This window comes from Pseudomonas sp. c313 (genome assembly GCF_055407145.1).
This window is the reverse complement of the sequence record NZ_JBUZRD010000002.1, coordinates 590816-609200: the sequence shown is the minus strand read 5'-3', so window position 1 is coordinate 609200 and position 18385 is coordinate 590816. Positions and strand designations below refer to the sequence as shown.

Sequence of the window (18385 nt, the reverse complement as noted above, 5' to 3'; positions counted from 1 at the left end):
ACGGGGAGTCAGAGCTTCGGCAACTGCCCAATACGGCCCATCATTTCGGTCACGACCTGCAGGTCCAGCAGGAACTGGTCGACGGTCTTGAACTCGTTGTCGGTGTGGCCGGTGTACTTGACGTCCGGCATCGCCAGGCCGAATTGCACGCCATTAGGCAGTTCATGTACTGAGGTGGCGCCGGCGGAGGTGCCGTACTTGTGTTCCAGGCCCAGGTTTTCGCTGGCCACGGCCAGCAAGGCCTTGACCCACTCACCCTCAGGGTTGCGGTACATCGGCTCGGCGATCGAGTAGTCGAAGGCCACCGCAATGTGGCTCTTCTTGCTCCAGGCGCCAAGCTTATCGGCGATTTCTTTTTTGAGCGTTTCCGGGGACTTGCCGACCGGCACCCGCAGGTTGACCGCGAGCTTGAAGGCTTTGTCATCCATCCCGACATAGGTCAGGGAAGCGGTCAGCGGTCCCATGAACTTGTCGGAAAAGCCAACCCCCAATTTGCCACCCAGGTAGTCCAGGCCCCAGTTGTCGGCGGCGTAGCGGGCGGCGTCGGTGATGTGGTTGTGCTTGAGCGCGACCTTGCCGTCGAGGCTGTTGATGAAGTCCAGCATCCTTGCCACCGGGTTGACGCCTGACTCGGGCTCGGAGGAGTGGGCGGAAACGCCGGTGACCGTCAGCTTGACGTCCTTGCCGACGACCTTGGCGGTCACGGCGAAGTTACCGCCATTGCGCTTGGCATAGTCGGTGCCGGCCTTTTGCAGGCTGGCGGCCAATTCAGCGGGCTTGTCACTCACAAGCGTGGCGACCGAAGTCGATGGAATCTGGTTGGTTGCCAGGCCGCCCGTCATCGAGGTGATTTCGGCGCCTTTGCCTTCTGCCTTACGCCGGGCAAAGTTCGCCATGACGGTGCCGTAGCCTTTCTCGGCGATCACTACCGGGTAGCCGCCATCCAGCGCCAGGTTGTAGTTAGGTGTCGGGTTGCGTTCGAAGTAATAGGGGATGGCGTCGCCGGTGGTTTCCTCAGTAGTGTCCACCAGTAGCTTGAAATTTTTCGCCAGTGGCAGCTTCTCTTCCTTGATGATCTTCATGGCGTAGAGCGTCACCACGATGCCGTTCTTGTCATCCTCGGTGCCCCGGCCATACATGCGGTCGCCCACCAGGGTGACCTTGAACGGATCGAGGTGGGTGCCGTCTTCCAGGACCCAGTTCTCTGGCGTTACGGGCACTACATCGGCATGAGCGTGAATGCCCACGACTTCATCGCCACTGCCTTCCAGGGAGATTTCATAGACGCGATTATCGACGTTGCGAAAGTTCAGGTTGAAGGCCTGGGCAAGGCCTTTGATCTTGTCGGCGATCTTGATGAATTCGGGATTGTTGTGCTGGTCAACGCCGTCTACGCGAAAGGTTGGGATGGCCACCAGCTCACGAAGGGTCTCGGTGGCAGCGCTGCCGTATTTCACCCGTGCATAGAGACCAAGCAGGCGATGGATCTCGTTCTGCTGTTCAGGGGAAAGGGTCTTGTTACCGAGGAAGGCACTGATTGCCGGGCCGATATCGGCAGTTTTGGCCAGGTCGCTCTGGGCCAGGCGGTCCAGAAACTGCCTGAAATCCGTGACTGATGTGTCACTGAAGGTCTTGAGGATGGTCGCGCTCTGTTGCGGGGTGATGTTGGCCTGAGCAACTGTGGTGAACGACGAAAGGCTGGCCAGGATCAGGGTGGTCGCAGCCAGGTGCTTGAGTGAGAAATCCATTGCTGGGGACATTCCTTTGCAGGTTGAAAGTGAGAAATATCTGACAGGTGAGACGAAACATTTCCAAGCTAACACCATGAGGGAGCGGTAGGGGAGCCCCAGAAGTAGGATCTGTCGCACAGTAATGTAAAAACGGCGCAGAAACGAAAAGCCCCAGGGGATCAGCTGTGTGCTAGATCCAGACGTCATTCATCATCGTCCGTTCTCCCCCTTGATCGCCGGTGTTCAGCACTCCACAGGGCTCTATCAACAGCAGCTTGACCTCTCCCTCAGCATAAGGCTTGTGCTCAACCCCTTTGGGCACTACATACATTTCGCCTTGATTGATCAGCACCGCGCCATCGCGAAAATCGATGCGTAACCTGCCCTCCAGGACGATAAAGGTTTCATCCGTATCGGCATGGCTGTGCCAGATGAAATCGCCTTCGATTTTCACAGCCTTGAATTGGTAGTCGTTCATCTGAGCGATGACCTTGGGCGTCCACTGTTCGCTGAACAGGGCGTACTTTTGTGAAAAGTTGATCGCGGTGTATGAGGGGATAGCGGATGAGTCAGGCATGGCGGTCTCTCGGGTGTTCAAGAAGTCGAAGCCTGACGTTAATCGCGCCGTGCTCACGCGTATTGCACGATTGTGCATCCACCGCCTGATGCCCGTTACGCCGACAAGCGGCAACGACTACCGACCTACTGAGGGCTATTTCGCCAGCCTGATAGCGTTGACGAGCGGTTTTGTAAACAATAGCGGCAGATCCCAACGCGCCTGTCTCCAGGGGCGCCGTCGCTATTTGTTTTCTACCGAGATGCCCATGTCTGTTCTGATCCCCAATACCTTTTTGCCTCGCCCACTTCAGACCGAGGTTCAGCCATGAGCGATACTACGGTCGAGCTGATACAAACCGGCCCGGAGCAGGCTCAACTGATCCGCAACCTCTACCAGTTCTATGCCTATGAATCCTCGGACTGGGAGCAGGAAGACGTTGAAGTCGATGGCCGTTTCTATATCCATGAAGAGCATCTGGCCCGCTACTGGCAAGACCCGCAATGGAGCGCCAACCTGCTGTTGGTCGACGGTTTTATCGCCGGTTTCCTGTTGATTGAGCAGAGCGAATTGCCGGGGCTCAATGCCCTGGAACTGGCAGACCTGTTTATCTTGAAACGCTATCGGCGCCAGGGTATCGGCCGCGCCCTGGCCACCCAGGTACTGACCAGCGGCGAGGCCGACTGGCTGGTGCGTTTTTATGACCAGGATGAAGCCTCGCAAGCGTTCTGGCGCACGGTGCTGGATAACCTGCCACGGCCGGTGCAGGCCATCGAGCTGGATGACGAGCCGCAATTATTGAGTTTCCTGGTGACGCGAGCAGTGCATTGAGGGGAGGTTTTTGGTTGCTGGCACTTTGCCTTGCGTGCTGGCATGCTCTCGCCCATTTGGGCAGTGGACGCTGCTCTGGCAGACGTGGTCATGGAGAGCAACGTGGGTTTAGGAAAAAAGGCCAAGGCAGCACAACTCAGTGTGCTGAGCAGGTATGACGTACTCGCCGATTTTTCCGGTGAGGAAGAAGCCGTGCTGGACCGCATCCTCAAGGGCAAGGTAGCGATAGGCGCCGCGCAGGCCATGACTTTCGCGGGCTGGTGCGATGAGATGCTGGGCCTGGGCCGGCGTGTGCCGGTGGCACGTTTCGATGACGCAGTGACCGGGCAAACCCGCATCAGCACGCTGGCGCTCGGTCTTGACCTGGCCAAGTCCCTCAAGGTGCGCGACAAGCTACTGACTGCGCCAATCAAGGGCCACCAGCAACACATCCAGCAGTTGCAGGATCAGTTGCGCGTGCTGACGCATCAGGAGGCTGCTGCGCTGGAGAGTGAGGCTTCGGGGCGCTTGCGCTATTGGTACGGCGATGCGACTGAACGTTTGCAAGTCATCTTGTGGGACATCAAGGACATTGAAGGGCCAATCCACGAGTACCAGGGACACTCCAACAGGGATTACCGCCAGCTTCTCCTGGAGATCATCCTGGACGCATTGTCGTCATTGGATCACCTGGGCTTTTTTATCAACGTGAAGTTGCAGGATGCCTCGGATAAAACGCCTGTTCCTGCGCCGGTAACGCTGCATCGTGGTCAACCGCTTGCGGATGATCCCTACGATCAGGAACGCTTCAGTTTTGAGGTTAAAGACGTTCAGGCCGATATGCTCGATGCGGCCAGCGCGCGTGTGCGCCCTTGGCAGGCGCTGGACGCCATCGATCAGCAAACCCGTTTCAATTGCCGCGTAGAAGTTGCCGTCAGTAAAACCCCCGGCCTGGGCGAGGGCGAGTTGCTGCACTTGTCATGCTACCTGCACAAACTGTTCGAGACGCTGGCCAGGTCCGGCGACAGTCGGCCACGCGGTACCTTGCGTGAAACAGTGATTCTCTGCCTGTTACTTGCCTGGACAGCACCGTGCATGCCCGCCCGAAATCACCGCCAACAGCAGCAGTTGCTCGGCTTGCAAGACACCTTCTACCGTGACACTCGACCGAAGAACTCGGACAAGTCGAGAGCTGCGTCGGACGTGTCGGCAGGCCAGATCGTCGAGCATTTGTTGCGAATTATGCGGGTGCAGATCCAGCACTGAGGGGCGCCAGCAGGTCGACGGCCGCCAAGAAAACCGAGCATCACCAGGCGGCCTTCCAGGGCTAGGGCGGCGATGATGAGCGGCAAGGCGTGATACCCGTCCAAGTAGGCACCCGGACGGGTCGGTGATAAAGGTGCGGCGAGCGAGCCGCGCCTTGTGATGCAAGGAGGGGTAAAGACTCAGCGACTGAGAAACGCGAGCAAGTCTTCATTCAAGGTCTGGGCATGGGTAGCGGCAAAACCGTGGGGCGCGCCCGGATAGACCTTCAGCTCGGCGCCCTTGATCAGCGAGGCGGCAACCTTGCCGGTGGTTTCAAACGGCACGACCTGGTCGGCATCGCCATGGATCACCAGGGTCGGCACATCGATCTTGGCCATGTCTGGGCGCAAGTCAGTTTCCGAGAAGGCGGTGACGCAGTCCACGGTAGCCTTGAGGGACGCCAGCAGGGCGATGTTCAGCGTCTGGGCCAGCACACCGTCCGACACCTTTTGGCCTTGATTGAGACCATAGAAAGGGGTGCTGAAGTCAGCGATAAATTGCGCTCGATCCTTCAGCAAACTCGCCTTGATGCCATCGAACACGGCACTGTCGACACCTTGCGGGTAATCGGGCTTTTTACCGAGCAGCGGTGTCACCGCGCCCAGCAGCACCAGGCCTGCGACACGCTTGCTGCCGTGGCGGGCGATATAGCGGCTTACATCGCCACCGCCCATGGAGAAGCCCACCAGGGTGACTTCCTGCAAGTCCAAGTGGTTGATCAAACCTGCGATGTCATCGGCGAAGGTGTCGTAGTTGTTGCCGGTCCACGGCTGGTCGGACCGCCCGAAGCCACGCCGGTCGAAGGCAATGGTGCGGTAGCCGCGGCTGCTCAGGTACTCCATCTGGTATTCCCACATGTCGGCATCCAGCGGCCAACCGTGGCTGAACAGCACCGGTTTACCGGTACCCCAGTCCTTGAAATAGATTTGAGTGCCGTCTTGGGTGGCGAACGTGCTCATGGAAACTCCTTGGGTTGTGGGTCAAGAGTGGCAAGGCTCACTATTGCTGGAAACCAGGCGATGGGCTTGTACGGATGTGCTCGATTGAACGGTTCAGCCGCTATGCTGGTCAACTGATCTTCAATGTCTTAAATGAGGTGAACGAAATGGTCAAGACTTACAGTTACGCCGCCCGTGACTCCAAGGACTCGCTCAAGCCCTTCACCTTCGAACGTCGTGCACCGGGGGCGGACGACGTGCAGATCGACATCCTCTATTGCGGCGTTTGCCACTCGGACCTGCACACCGTGCGCAACGAGTGGAACAACACCCTTTATCCTTCGGTCCCTGGTCATGAAATCGTCGGCCGGGTCACGGCGGTGGGGGCCAATGTCAGTAAATTCAAAGTTGGCGACCTGGCCGGTGTCGGCTGCATGGTCGACAGCTGCCAGAAGTGTGCGTCCTGCGCCGAGGGTGAAGAGCAGTACTGCGAGAACGGTTTCACTGGCACCTACAACGGCCCGGTGTTTGGCGGCGAGAACACCTTCGGCGGTTACTCCGACAGCATAGTGGTTAAGGAGAAGTTCGTCCTGCGCATCTCTCACGACGAAGCCCAACTGGCGGCTGTCGCTCCTTTGCTGTGTGCCGGCATCACCACTTATTCGCCGCTGCATCACTGGAAGGTTGGCCCCGGTCAGAAAGTCGGGGTAGTCGGCCTGGGTGGCCTGGGCCATATGGCGGTCAAGATTGCCCATGCCATGGGCGCGTATGTGGTGCTGTTCACCACCTCGCCCAGTAAACGTGAAGATGGCTTGCGCCTGGGCGCTGATGAAGTGGTGGTATCAAAGAACCCGGATGAAATGGCCAAGTTTGCCAATAGCCTGAACTTCATCCTCAACACCGTGGCTGCGCCCCATAACCTGGACGCTTTCCTCAACCTGCTCAAGCGCGATGGCACCATGACGTTGGTCGGTGCGCCGGACAGCCCGCATCCGTCGCCTTCGGTGTTCAACCTGATCTTCAAACGCCGCAGCCTGGCTGGCTCATTGATCGGCGGTATCCAGGAAACCCAGGACATGCTGGATTTCTGCGCCAAACACGGGATTGTCTCGGATATCGAGATGATTGATATCCAGAACATCAATGAATCCTACGAGCGCATGCTCAAGGGCGATGTGAAGTATCGCTTCGTCATTGACATGGACAGCCTCAAGCAGGAAAGCCACGCGGCCTGATCTCGTTACTGCGGTGTAGCTGTCGAGTGGAACGAGGCTGCGTCCGAGGACGCAGCCCTCGCAACTCTCACGGATGCTCCAGGTGACACCGCACTTGCTGATGCACACTGCCCGCCAACCGTTGCGGCTGCTCGCAGCCTTCGGTACGGAGCGGGCAGCGTTCGAGAAAAAAACAGCCGCTGGGCAGTACCCGATTACCCGGTAGCTCCGTGGGCGCGCTGATGTATTCATCGTCCAGCGGCACCCCCAGCCGTGGCACTGCGTCCAGCAACAGGCGCGTGTACGGATGGCGTGGCTGCTCCAACACCTGCTTGGCACAACCCAACTCGACGATCTGCCCCAGGTACATCACCGCGACCCGGTCGGCCATGTGCCGCACCACCGAGACGTTGTGGGAGATCAAGATATAGGTCAGTCCCAGGCGCCGTTGTAGTTCGGCCAGCAGGTTGAGGATCTGCGCCTGGACCGAGATGTCCAGGGCCGAGGTTGGCTCATCCAGCACCAGAATGCTCGGGTTGGACGCCAGGGCGCGGGCGATGGCGATGCGTTGCCGTTGGCCGCCGGAGAATTGGTGGGGAAAACGGTCCAGGTATTCGGCGCGAATGCCCACTTGCTCGGCGACCTTGGCGGCGATGCTGCGCATCTGGTTGCGGGGTGTGCCGCCGAGGGCGAACAGCGGCTCGGTGATGATCTTCCAGATAGGCAAGCGTGGATCGAGGGACGATTGCGGGTCCTGGAACACAATCTGCACATTGGCATGGCGCTCCCTTGCGCTGCTGTAGACCCAGCGCACATCACCGGCGCTGGGCGCCACCAGGCCCACCAGCAGTTGGGCGAGGGTGCTTTTGCCGCAGCCGGATTCGCCGACGATACCCAGGGTTTCTCCGGGGCGGACCTGCAAGTCGATGCCGTTGAGCGCGTGAGCAAAGCCCTGGGGGTGGCCCAGCCAGTCGTTGCGCACCGGGAACTTCACACGCACGTCTCGCAGGGTCAGCAATGGATCTTGGGAAACAGTCATTACACAGGCTCCGCAACGGACAGCCAGCAGGCGCTTTTACGTTGGCTGGTCGAGTCGATCAGGTTAAGGCGCGGCCGCTCGGCACATTGGCTCATGGCCTGGGGGCAGCGCTCGCGAAAGGTGCAGCCGGCGGGCAGGGCGGACAGGTTCGGTACTTGCCCTGCAATGGTCAGCAAGTCCTCGCCGGGCTCCACCTGTTCCGGCAAACCGCTGAGCAAGCCTTGGGTGTAAGGGTGGCGCGGATCGCTCATCACCTGGGCCGTTGGCCCTTCCTCCACCACTGCGCCGGTGTACATCACGTAGACCCGGTCGCAGAACTGCGAGACCACCGCCATGTCGTGGGTGATCAACAAAATCGCGGTGCCGCGCTGGCGGGCTTTTTCTCGCAGCAGCAACAGCACCTGGCGCTGCACGGTGACGTCGAGGGCTGTAGTCGGCTCGTCGGCGATCAGCAGTTGCGGATCGCAGGAAAACGCCAGGGCGATCATCACCCGCTGGCGCATGCCGCCGGACAGTTCGAAAGGGTAGCTGTCGAGGATCTGCTCTGGGTCGGCAATGTGCATATCCCGCAACAGCGCGATGGCCTTGGCCTTTGCCTCGGCCTTGCTCAAGTGTTGGTGGTGGATGATTACATCGAGCATTTGCCGGCCGATGCGCCGCGTGGGGTTGAGGGCGGTCATGGGCTCCTGGAAAATCATCGCCGCGTCACGGCCGCGAATCTTCAGCAGCTCTTTCTCGCTGGCACCGAGCATGTCGCGGCCGAGCATGTGCAAGCTGCCGTTGGTGATCCGGTAACTGCGCTCGGGCAGCAAGCGCAGGCTGAGCATGGCGGTGACGGATTTTCCGGAGCCGGATTCGCCCACTACACCAACGATTTCGCCTGGATTGACGTGCAGTGAAACGCCGTTGAGAGCCTGGACATTGTTGCGATAAGCCGGGAATTCCAGGCTCAGGTTGTCGATGGCGAGCACCGCTGGGCTGGACATGGTCATTTCCCCTGTTGCCGTGGGTCGAGCAGGTCACGGACACCGTCACCCAGCAGGTTGAAACCGGTGGCGGTGATCAGGATCGCCAGCCCCGGAAAGGTCGAGTACCACCAGTTGTCGAGAATGAAATTGCGCCCGGTGGCGACCATCGCGCCCCATTCGGCAGTGGGCTGTTGCGCCCCCAGGCCGATAAAACCCAGGGCCGAGGCCATGAGGATCGCGCTGCCGATGTCCAGGCTCAGTTGCACCAGCAGGGGGGGCATGGCATTGCGGCCCACGTGCCAGGAGACGATATGCCAGCGCCCGGCGCCAAAGGTCTGGGACGCCTTGACGTAGCCCATTTGGCGGATGGTCAGGGCTTGCCCGCGGGCCAGGCGCACATAGAACGGAATACGCACCACGGTAATCGCCAGCATCGCGTTGAACAGGCTGGGGCCCAGCGCGGCGGCCAGGGCCATGATCAGCACCAGCGATGGCACCGAGAGCATGATGTCCATCAACCGCATGATCAAACCGTCAAAACGCCCGCCGATGATCCCCGACAGGCAGCCCAGCACGCCGCCAGCCAGGCACGAAGCAAACGCCACGAACAGGCCGACGCCCACCGATTGGCGACTGCCGTACAGCACCCGGCTGAACAGATCACGGCCCACTTCATCAGTGCCGAACCAATGAGCGGCCGACGGTGGTGCCAGGCGTTGGGCCAGGTTCAGCGCATTGGGGTCATGGCTGGCCAGCCACGGGGCGAAGGCCATGCAAATCAGCACCACCAAGGTGATGGTCAGGCCGGCGATGGTCAGCGGGCTGCGTCGCACCTGATAACCCAGGTAGGCCAGGCGCGCGCGCAAGGTCGGGCGCTGGGCCAAGGGCACTGGCAAAGGCATTGTCAGCGGAGCAGTCATCTCAGTTCACCTCGCCGATACGTGGATCGATGACCCGGTACAGCAGGTCTATCGCCATGTTGAGCAACACATAAATAAACGACACCAGGATCGCGAAACCCATCACCGCCGGGAAATCCAGGGACTGGATCGACTTGACCACATAAGCCCCCATGCCCGGCCAGGCGAACACGGTTTCGGTGAGCACCGCGCCGTAGAGCAAGTCGCCGAGGGTCAGGCCGAGCACAGTGACCGAAGGGATCAGCGCGTTGGGCAGGGCGTGGCGCAGGATTACCGCCCAGCGCGACAGGCCATAGGCACGGGCGGTGCGGATGTAGTCCTCGCCCAATTGGTCGAGCATCGCCGAACGAATCTGCCGGGCCACCACGCCCAGGTTGACGAAGCCCAAAGTGATCGCCGGCAGGATCAGGTGTTGCAGGGCATTGAGGAACAGCGGGATGTCACCGGCCAGCAACGAGTCCACCAGATAGAACCCGGTAATGGTGCGCGGTGGCTCCAGGCCTTCGTCCAGCCGACCGCTGCCGGGCAGCCAGCCGAGTTGCCCGTAGAACAACACGATCAAGCCCAGGCCAAGCCAGAACGCCGGGGTGGAAATGCCGGTGACCGCCAGGGTGCGGGCGATCTGGTCGATGGCCCGGTTGTGATAGACCGCCGACAATACCCCCAGTGGCACCCCCACCAGCACCGACAGCAGCAGCGCGGCGATGGCCAGTTCCAGGGTGGCGGGGAAGAACGCTTGCAGATCTTCCAGCACCGGGCGACTGGTGCGGATCGAGGTGCCGAGATCGCCGTGGAGCAGGTCGCTCATATAACGGCCGTACTGCTGGTACAACGGCAGGTCGAGGCCCAGTTGGTGACGGATGTTCTCGACGATGGCGTCGCTGGCCCGGTCACCGGCAATCAGCCGTGCCGGGTCACCCGGGATCAGATGGGAGATGCAAAAGGTAATCAGCGAAACCCCGACCACGACCAATAACAGGCCGAACAGGCGTTTGCGCAACATATTCAGGAAGGCCATGAGGGCTCCTCGGTAACACAGGACGAACGACGTTCAACTGTAGGAGCGAGCTTGCTCGCGATGGACTTGAAGGCGCCGCGTTCATTCAGGATGCCAGCATTATCGTTAGCGACCATCGCGAGCAAGCTCACTCCTACATGGGGTTGCGATCAGGTGGCGACTACTTGCTGATCTCCGCCACGTTGAACACCTGTTCCAGCATCGGATGGAACACGTAGCCCTTCACCGAATCACGCATCGGCAGGCTGTAGTTCTTCTGGTACAGGTAGGCGTAGACGCTGTCCTTGAGCACGATCTTCTGCGCCTGCTGGTACAGTTCGATGCGCTTGGCGGTGTCGTTGTTGGCGGCGGCATCGCGGATCAGCGTGTCCACTTGCGGGTTGCTGTAGAACGAGCGGTTGCCTGCCAGGCCTTGCAGGTTGGAGTCGAACCAGAAGTTCATGAACATGTAGGGGTCGGCGAAGTCCGGGCTCCAGGAACCGATGGCCACGTCGAAATCACCCTTGCCCAGGCGTTCGCGCATCGTGGCGTTGGCCAGTTTTTCCATCTTCAGGTTGATACCCAGCGGCGCCAGGCCAGCTTGCAGGGTCAGGCCGATGGATTCCCAGTTGGCGTCCTTGTCCGAGTAGACAAAGTTCAGGTTGCTGATTTTTTGCGGGACTTTCTTGAGGTTGGCGCCAGCGGCGTCCAGGTCCTGTTTCATCATCGTCAGGCTGGAGTCATGCGCCCACATGCCATCGGGAATCGGCCCATTCATCAACTTGGCCTGGCCCTTGAGGATGCCGTCGACAATGCCTTGATAGTCGATAGCGTCGATGATGGCCTGGCGGGCGTTCTGGTTATCCAGCGGGGCCTTTTTGTTGTTCAGGTACAGGTACGTCACCCGCAGCGACGGGAACTTCTCGACCACGATTCCGGACTTGCTGGCCAGGGTGGTGAGCTGGTCTTCGGGCATGTCTTCGATGATGTCCAGGTCGCCGCGTTCCAGTTGCAGACGGCGTACGGAAGCTTCGCTGATGATCTTGATCACCACCTTGTTCAGGCTCGGCTTGGGGCCTGCGTAGTAGGTGTTGGGCTCCAGGGTCAGGGACTGGCCTTTCTGCCAGTTGCTCAGGCGAAACGCGCCGGAGCCTGCCGTGTGGGTGGAGAGGTAGGCGTTGACGTCTTCGCCCTTGTTCACCACGTCCGGGTTGATGATCCCGGCGCCGTTGTGGGCGAGGGTGAACAGGAACGGCGCGTAGGGTTTGGTCAGGGTGAAACGCACGGTCAGCGGGTCGACCACGCTCACCGTCATGTCATCCGGGAAGGCGCCGGACGGGCCTTGCTTGAGCTTCATCATACGGTCGAAGGAGAACTTCACCGCATTGGCGTCCACGGTGGCGCCGTCGTCGAACTTGTTGCCGGGTTTGAGCTTGAAGTCCCAGACCAGGCTGTCGGCCGAAATACTCCAGCTGTCGGCCAGGTCGCCCTGGACGTCGGTGCTGCCCTTGCCGTTCTCGACCTTGTAGGCCACCAGTTTCTGATAGGCCGGGTAGGTCACCGCCCAATCGTTATTGTCGATGGTTACGGCGGGGTCGAGGGTCTGCGGGTCGGCAGCCTTGCCGATCATCAGGGTGTCCTTGGGCGCGGCGGCACTTGCCGATTGCCAGGCGCCGAGGCTAAGGGCGGCGCAGAGCAGGGACAGCGCGAGGGTGTTCACGGTTTTAAGGGTCATGCCGGTTTCCTTGATCATTATATGAAGGGAAGGTCGTCAGTTTTTTATTAAATCTATAACCGGGCAGTTGGATCTAAAACGTGCAGCTTATTGTTATGGGTGTGGTGGTGAAGGATCAGCGGGGCTCCTCGATCAATGGGTACTGCTCGGCACCGGGCAGTTCGTAGTGCCACCATTCGGTGTCGATGCTCTGGAAGCCGGCGCTGAGCATGATGCCCAACAACAGCAGGCGATTGCGTTGCACCTGCGGCGGCAGGTCGGCGTAGAACGGGTGGGACTTGGCTTCCATGGCGTCGAAGGCCGTGCCCATGTCCAGCGGCTCGCCGTGCTCATCGATCAGCGTCAGGTCGACGGCCACGCCACGGGTGTGGTGGGAGCCCAGGTGCGGGTCGCGCACATAGTCCGGGTTGGGCAGCGCCTGCCACAGCAATTGCTGGGCATACACGGGGCGATAGGCGTCGTAGAGGCGCAAGGTCAGCCCTGCCTGGCGTGCGGCGCGGCTGGCCTTGTGCAGGCAGGCGGCGGCTTCGCTGTGCAGCAGGCAGCGGTTATTGCGATAGATCACGGTGCCTGTCAGGTTGTCGGCACTGGCGTAGATCATGTCGATTTGCACCCCGTACGCCTGAGGGTCGATCTCTATCAATGGGTGGTTGTTCACTCAAGCACATCCTCTCAAAATTCGAACTGGCCGAACGCCTGTTGCAGGGCACGGTTTTTCGCTAGGCGGGCGTCCAGGCGATCGCCGTACTGCTCGGCGACGGCGGACACTATGAGGTTGAACAGGCAGGCCAGGGGGGCCAGGGAATCCCAGAACTGGCCGACATCGGTTTTCAGTTGCAGCAGGTCCAGGTCGTAGTCTCGGGCCCAAGGGCATTGCAGGTCGGTGATCAGCGCCAGCGGCAGATCGTGGGCGTTCGCGGCTTCGCAAAAGGTCGGGGTGACGCTGGAGTAGGCGCGAAAGTCGGAAATAATCGCGTAGGGCTTTTCGAAACCCGAGTTCAGGGTCTCGGCGTAGATCCCCGATAGGCCGTCGACGTAATAGACCTTGGGCCGGATATATTCCAGGTGGCTGTGGAAGGCGTTGAGGATGCCGCGAGTGGACTGGATGCCGAGGATGAACACGGCATCGGCTTCGACGATGTGCCGCACGATATCGGCGAAGGTCTTGCTGCGGGCCAGGCCATAGACGTGCTGGATGGCTTCGGTTTCGCGGTTCAGAGAGCGGTCGAGGGCGTCTTCCTGGTCATTTTCATTGCGAAAGGCGCTGAGCCGGTCGGTGATCAGCCAGGAGGGTTGGTCATCGCCCCGCAGCCCTTGCTTGACGTCATCGAGGTTGCGATAGCCAAGGGTACGCAAGAAGCGGCCCACCGAAATGCCGGTGGTGCCGGCTTGTTGGGCGATGCTGTCGGCGGTCTCGAACGGCAGCTGTTGCAGGTTGCCCAGCAAATAGGTGGCGATACGCTTGCCGGTGGGCGTCAGCGTGGGGAACTGTTGTTCCAGCGTCAGTTGGAAGCTATTTTTATCCATGACGTTCTCAAGGCGGGCGCCGATGTTATTTGTGTTTCATGCTTATCCATTGTGTTAGAAACATAACATCGGCGTTCATGGCATTACAATGGCTTTTTCTGCGAACGTTGAACATAGGGCAACAGCAGGGCCAGCGTCAGTGCCGCCATGGAGATCAGCCCGAACCAGCCCACCGGTCCCATGGCCCAGCCCCAGACCTGCACGCTGACGGCGAAACTGGCCACCAGCATCAGCCAGCCCATGACTCGCAGCGTGTGCCGGCCAGCGCGTGAGGGCGGTCGGTGCCAGACCTGCTTGTAATGCCGCTCGAGCCCCAGGCACAGGCCGAGCATTCCACTGTAGGCCAGCAGTAACGCAGCAATCAGCGCCATTTCAGTTGACCTCCAAAGCGGCAAGTTTGGCGGCGCGGCGGGGTGCAGCTTGCTTGGGCGGTCGCGAGAGTTTCCAGCAGGGCCATGCCAGCAGTACGCCGAGGCCTACCGTTGTGAGGTGCAGGTAGAAATAATCACCGCGGCTGACACCCAGCAGGTTCAGCGCCGGCAGGCCGATGCACAGCAGCGCGGCCAGCCCCAGTTGTTCACGCCAGGCAGCTCGCCACGGGCGCACGATGGCGTGGCCCAGGCTCAGCAACCAGACCAGGAAGAACACCCGCACCTCCCAGCCGCCACGCTGGGCCAGTTCCGCTGGCAGCAAGCGGTTGGCCCAAAGAAGGGCGGCGCAGGCCACCATCAGCCCAGCTACCACGGCGATGTTGAGGCGTTCGGCGCTGTGGTACAGCAGGGCGCCGATGGCACCTTCGCTGTCGTGGCGACGGCGGCGCTTGACGGTGAACAGCACCACGCCAGTGGCAAGCATCGCGCAACTGGCCAGGCCGCAAACGAAGTACAACCAGCGCATCGGGTAGCCGCCGAACTGGGCGAAGTGCAGGCCGGCCATGACCTTCTGCGTCAGCAGGCTCGGTCGACTCACAGGGGGGTGACGCAGGACTTTGCCGCTGACGCCATCGAACAGCATGCTCTGGCCCTTGGTCAGTTCGATGCGATTGCCCAGCACCGGGCGGGCTTCGATGCGCGCGTCACTGCGGCCAGGGTTTTGGATCGACAGCCCGGCGACGGGCCCCATCACCCGTTCAGCCTCGGCCAGCAGCGGCCCCAATGCCGTCAGTGCAGCCGGTTGGCTCGGCTCGCCGCGATGTGGCCGCTCGCCCCGAACCGGTTGCTCGGCAGGCGTGCCACGGATCGCCCGGCCGACGCTTTCGCGGTCACCGTGGAACAATGCGTCCACCGCTGCCGGCATATAAATCAGGTAGAAAATCACCAGCCCGGTGTAGGTGATCATCAGGTGAAACGGCAGCACCAGCACGGCCGTCGCGTTGTGGGCGTCGAGCCAGGAGCGCTGGCCCTTGGCGGGACGGAAGGTGAAGAACTCCTTGAAGAATTTCTTGTGAATGACGATACCGCTGAGCAGCGCCACCAGCATCACCATGGCCGCCAGGCCGACGACCCAGATGCCGAGGTTGCGCGGCAGGTTGAGGGTGAAGTGGAAGCGAAAGAAGAAGCCGCCGCCTGCGGTTTCGCGTACCTGCAGCGCCTCGCCCGTGTTCGGGTCGAGTGGAGTACCACCGCCACGGCGTTGCTCCCCGGCGGACACCGTAAGATTGTCTGAGCGCTCGCCGGGCAAGCCGATGTTCCAGGTGCGGGCTTGCGGGTGATGGGCCTGCAAATAGTCGAGGGCACGTTGTGCGGTGGCGCTTTGATCGAGGGTGGCGGCCGGTATCTCCGGGCGCATCCAGCCATCGATTTCCTTGTCGAACATCGCCAAGGTGCCGGTGAGGAAAATCGCAAACAGCAGCCAGCCAAAGACCAGGCCGCTCCAGGTGTGCAGCCAGGCCATCGCCTGGGTCAGGGTCTTGTGTTTCATCCCAGGGCCTCCAGCCATTGTGGCCAAAAGCCGATGGCCGCCAGGGGCAGCGCCAATGCCATGCCCGCCCACGCGCGTCGAGTGTTGCGGCACGCGAAGACCCAGGTAATCGCCAGGGTATAGATGAGGAAGGAGAGCAGGCTGGCAGTCACCATTGCATCGACCTTGTCCATTGGCAGCAAACGCGCCAGGGCAGCGGTGAAGGCGTAGGTGAACAGGTAGCCGCCAAGCAGTGCGGCGGCGATACGGGAGATTATCGGCCAGGCAAGGGATCTTGTTTTCATGGGGGACTCATCAGTGGCCTGAAGGCAATGCCGGTCGGCTGAGGCCTGTTGTGGCAAGCCCCCTTGCCACAACAGGCCTCAGGGCCTTGGCTCAATCAGAACGAGGTGGTGATCGACGCGTAGAACGACCGTCCCGGCTCGTTGTAAGTGCTTGCCCCGGCGCTGGTGCCGGCGCCTTCGCGGTACACGCGCTTGTCGAACAGGTTGTTGATACCGGCTCCCAGCGACAGGTTCTTGTTCACCGCATAAGTGCCGCCCACGCCCCAGATATGGTACGGGTCGAGGGTCTTTTGCTCATTGGCTGCAGTGATCGGCGCGTCGCGAGTCGGGTTCAGTACCCGTGGCTCCTGTTTGCCGTACCAGGTGCCGGTCAGGCTCACGGCCAGGGCCTCGTTGACCTGCCAGTCGAGCATGCTGTTGACCGTGTACTTGGGCACCACTGACAGCGGGTTGCCGTCGCCGTCCTTGTTTTCCTGCATGTAAGTGAAGTTGGTGTTCCAGCTCAGCGTCTCGCCGTGGGTGCCCAGCAGCGGGATACCGAGGTTGCCTTCCCAGCCCTTGACCACCGCGTCCTTGGCGTTATCCCACTGCAATACGGCTTCGTTGTTCACGGTTTTGCTGATCAAGTCATTGGAGGAGACAATCTTGCTTTCATAATCATTGCGAAAATACGTCGCGCCTGCAGTCCAGCCATCACGGGCAAAGGCGATGCCCAGTTCCTTGTTGATGCTGATCTCGGGGTCGAGGTTCTCGTTACCCAGCACGTAGCAGCCATTGGCATTGAGGCTCGGCGCGCAGCCGTTGCCCCTGCTGTAGTACAGGTAATTTGGGTTGGACTGGTACAGGTTCGGCGCCTTGAACGCCCTGGCGATACCGCCCTTGAGGGTGATGTCTTCGGTCAGCTTGTAGGAGGTATTAAGGCTTGGGCTCCAGTTGGCGCCGAACTGATCCTGATGGTCCAGGCGCAGGCCGGGCGTGAGAAACCAGTCCGGGGTCAACTCGATGTTGTCCTCGGCAAACAGCGCCATGATGGTCGTGTCCATGTCGGTGGGGCGGGCGCCAGCTGCCGAGTTGGGCAGGGTGGTGCCAATGGCGCGGTTCATGGTGCTCGGGTCGTCGAGGGTCTGGCGGTTCCATTCGGCGCCCACCGTCAGCATCTGCGGCAGTAGCACTTGCAGCGGGATGTCCAGCTGGCCCTGGACCAGGTAGCTGTCATAGGTGCTGGTGGTCTTGCTGGCATTGGCGCTGATATCGCCGTCTGCCGAGCCGGCATTGCCTTCCAGCAAACGGTTGTTGCGGGTTTTCTCGTACTGGGCCAAGAGCTTGGAGCTACCGAACGACCAGTCGCCGCGGTGGGTGGCGGAGAAGGTCTGGCGGTACATGGTGTTGGTTTCGCGACCCAGCCAGCCGTTGATGGTGCTGCCCGGTACCAGGGAATCGGTGCCGCCGGTGCCGACGTCGCCGGTGTAGATGTTGCCCTGGCGGCTGAAGCCGGCTTCCAGGTCGACGGTCTGCCGATCATCCAGTGCCCAGCTCAACAGGCCATTGAGATCCTTGTTGCGCACACCTTCGCGGCCCGCGGCCAGGGAGGCGCCGTTGGCGGTGTCGGTGTTGCCTGCGTTGATGTCAGCGTCGTCGGCATCGGTCTTGTTCAGGTTGCCGTAGACGCGAAAGGTCAGGGCATCGGTCAGCGGGCCGGAGAGGCTGAAGGTGGTGCGCTTGGTCATGCCTTCGGCGTCGTCTTCGGGCAGGCTGGTGAAGGCCGACAGCGAACCGCTCAACTTGTCGGTAGGGCGCTTGGTGATGATGTTGACCACGCCGCCCATTGAGCCAGAGCCGTAGCGGGCCGCCGCCGGGCCGCGCAGCACTTCGATGCGCTCGACTTCATTGGCCGGCACCCAGTTGCTGTCGCCACGGGTGTCACGCTCACCGGAGCGGGTGTAGCGCACGGCGTTGCGAGAGGTCACGGGTTTGCCGTCGATCAGGATCAGGGTGTTCTCCGGGCCCATGCCGCGCAGGTCGATCTGGCGATTGTTACCACGGGTGCCGCTGGCGCTGTTGCCGGTCAGGTTGACGCCGGGCATCTTGCGCACGATCTCGGAGAGGTCATTGACCGGAGGCCGCTTCTTGATGTCTTCGGCAGTGATCAGCGACACGCCGGAGGCCTGTTTCAACTCTTCTTCAGCCGTGGCCACGACATGGGTTTCACCCAGTTGCAGCGCGTCTTTTCCCGCCTCCCGATTGCCCTCGGCCGTTTCGGCCAAAAGCGTGGCTGGCGAACAGGCCATCAGGGCCAGGACAAGGTGACTGAGCTTGAATCGCGGGTGCATTGACAACACTCCTGTTGCAGTGTGAAACAGAGGAGAGCGTGAGCGTCGTCGGACCTGCGGTGCGTATCGGCTCACCCATGACCTCCATGGATTGGCGCGAATGCTAGTGATT

Annotated in this window: 17 protein-coding genes; 3 read left to right on the top strand and 14 right to left on the bottom strand. The window is 61.0% G+C overall.

Going from position 1 to position 18385, the window contains the following annotated elements; translation table 11 throughout:
• Positions 1–8 precede the first annotated feature (8 nt).
• Positions 9–1748: a dipeptidase gene (locus ACZRKZ_RS07670; protein ID WP_463981255.1), complete on the bottom strand. Its 1740-nt coding sequence runs from the start codon at positions 1746–1748 to the stop codon at positions 9–11.
• Positions 1749–1920: 172 nt separating this feature from the next.
• Complete coding sequence (locus ACZRKZ_RS07665) at positions 1921–2307, bottom strand: cupin domain-containing protein (protein WP_463981254.1); 387 nt, start codon at positions 2305–2307, stop codon at positions 1921–1923.
• A gap of 306 nt (positions 2308–2613) precedes the next feature.
• Here ACZRKZ_RS07665 and ACZRKZ_RS07660 point away from each other — a divergent pair, with 306 nt between their 5' ends.
• On the top strand, positions 2614–3117 hold the full coding sequence (locus ACZRKZ_RS07660; RefSeq protein ID WP_149413287.1) for a GNAT family N-acetyltransferase: 504 nt from the start codon (positions 2614–2616) through the stop codon (positions 3115–3117).
• Positions 3118–3159: 42 nt separating this feature from the next.
• Positions 3160–4362, top strand: a complete 1203-nt coding sequence (locus tag ACZRKZ_RS07655) for a hypothetical protein (RefSeq protein ID WP_463981253.1) — start codon at positions 3160–3162, stop codon at positions 4360–4362.
• Between the two features lie 179 nt (positions 4363–4541).
• Here the strand turns inward: ACZRKZ_RS07655 and ACZRKZ_RS07650 are convergent, their stop codons facing one another.
• The gene (locus ACZRKZ_RS07650; protein WP_463969544.1) at positions 4542–5360 is read right to left on the bottom strand and encodes an alpha/beta fold hydrolase; all 819 of its coding nucleotides are present in this window, start codon (positions 5358–5360) and stop codon (positions 4542–4544) included.
• Positions 5361–5506: 146 nt separating this feature from the next.
• Here ACZRKZ_RS07650 and ACZRKZ_RS07645 point away from each other — a divergent pair, with 146 nt between their 5' ends.
• Positions 5507–6574, top strand: a complete 1068-nt coding sequence (locus ACZRKZ_RS07645) for an NAD(P)-dependent alcohol dehydrogenase (RefSeq protein WP_463969545.1) — start codon at positions 5507–5509, stop codon at positions 6572–6574.
• A 67-nt stretch (positions 6575–6641) separates the two neighbouring features.
• Here the strand turns inward: ACZRKZ_RS07645 and ACZRKZ_RS07640 are convergent, their stop codons facing one another.
• The 11 genes from ACZRKZ_RS07640 to ACZRKZ_RS07590 all read right to left on the bottom strand — a co-directional run bounded on the left by ACZRKZ_RS07640 (position 6642) and on the right by ACZRKZ_RS07590 (position 18273).
• Complete coding sequence (locus ACZRKZ_RS07640) at positions 6642–7592, bottom strand: oligopeptide/dipeptide ABC transporter ATP-binding protein (RefSeq protein WP_463981252.1); 951 nt, start codon at positions 7590–7592, stop codon at positions 6642–6644.
• The gene (locus tag ACZRKZ_RS07635) at positions 7592–8584 is read right to left on the bottom strand and encodes an ABC transporter ATP-binding protein (protein ID WP_463981251.1); all 993 of its coding nucleotides are present in this window, start codon (positions 8582–8584) and stop codon (positions 7592–7594) included. Before ACZRKZ_RS07635 ends, ACZRKZ_RS07640 begins: the two co-directional genes overlap by 1 nt.
• Positions 8581–9462, bottom strand: coding sequence for a D,D-dipeptide ABC transporter permease (ddpC, locus tag ACZRKZ_RS07630; RefSeq protein ID WP_463981465.1), 882 nt, complete (start codon positions 9460–9462; stop codon positions 8581–8583). The genes ACZRKZ_RS07635 and ddpC overlap by 4 nt, the downstream gene beginning before the upstream one ends.
• Positions 9463–9481: 19 nt before the next feature.
• A complete protein-coding gene (locus ACZRKZ_RS07625; RefSeq protein ID WP_133103154.1) occupies positions 9482–10498 on the bottom strand; it encodes an ABC transporter permease subunit in 1017 nt (338 codons plus the stop codon).
• A gap of 160 nt (positions 10499–10658) precedes the next feature.
• Positions 10659–12230: an ABC transporter substrate-binding protein gene (locus tag ACZRKZ_RS07620; protein WP_463981250.1), complete on the bottom strand. Its 1572-nt coding sequence runs from the start codon at positions 12228–12230 to the stop codon at positions 10659–10661.
• 97 nt (positions 12231–12327) lie between these two features.
• On the bottom strand, positions 12328–12870 hold the full coding sequence (ddpX, locus tag ACZRKZ_RS07615; protein WP_463981249.1) for a D-alanyl-D-alanine dipeptidase: 543 nt from the start codon (positions 12868–12870) through the stop codon (positions 12328–12330).
• A gap of 14 nt (positions 12871–12884) precedes the next feature.
• On the bottom strand, positions 12885–13739 hold the full coding sequence (locus tag ACZRKZ_RS07610) for a MurR/RpiR family transcriptional regulator (RefSeq protein WP_463981248.1): 855 nt from the start codon (positions 13737–13739) through the stop codon (positions 12885–12887).
• Between the two features lie 83 nt (positions 13740–13822).
• The gene (locus tag ACZRKZ_RS07605; RefSeq protein ID WP_463981247.1) at positions 13823–14110 is read right to left on the bottom strand and encodes a DUF3325 domain-containing protein; all 288 of its coding nucleotides are present in this window, start codon (positions 14108–14110) and stop codon (positions 13823–13825) included.
• A 1-nt stretch (position 14111) separates the two neighbouring features.
• The gene (locus ACZRKZ_RS07600) at positions 14112–15632 is read right to left on the bottom strand and encodes a PepSY-associated TM helix domain-containing protein (RefSeq protein WP_463981464.1); all 1521 of its coding nucleotides are present in this window, start codon (positions 15630–15632) and stop codon (positions 14112–14114) included.
• A gap of 23 nt (positions 15633–15655) precedes the next feature.
• Positions 15656–15943, bottom strand: coding sequence for a DUF3649 domain-containing protein (locus ACZRKZ_RS07595; protein WP_463969553.1), 288 nt, complete (start codon positions 15941–15943; stop codon positions 15656–15658).
• Positions 15944–16038: 95 nt separating this feature from the next.
• Entirely contained in the window at positions 16039–18273 is a 2235-nt protein-coding gene (locus ACZRKZ_RS07590; protein WP_463981246.1) for a FepA family TonB-dependent siderophore receptor, read from the bottom strand.
• Between the last annotated feature and the right edge of the window lie 112 nt (positions 18274–18385).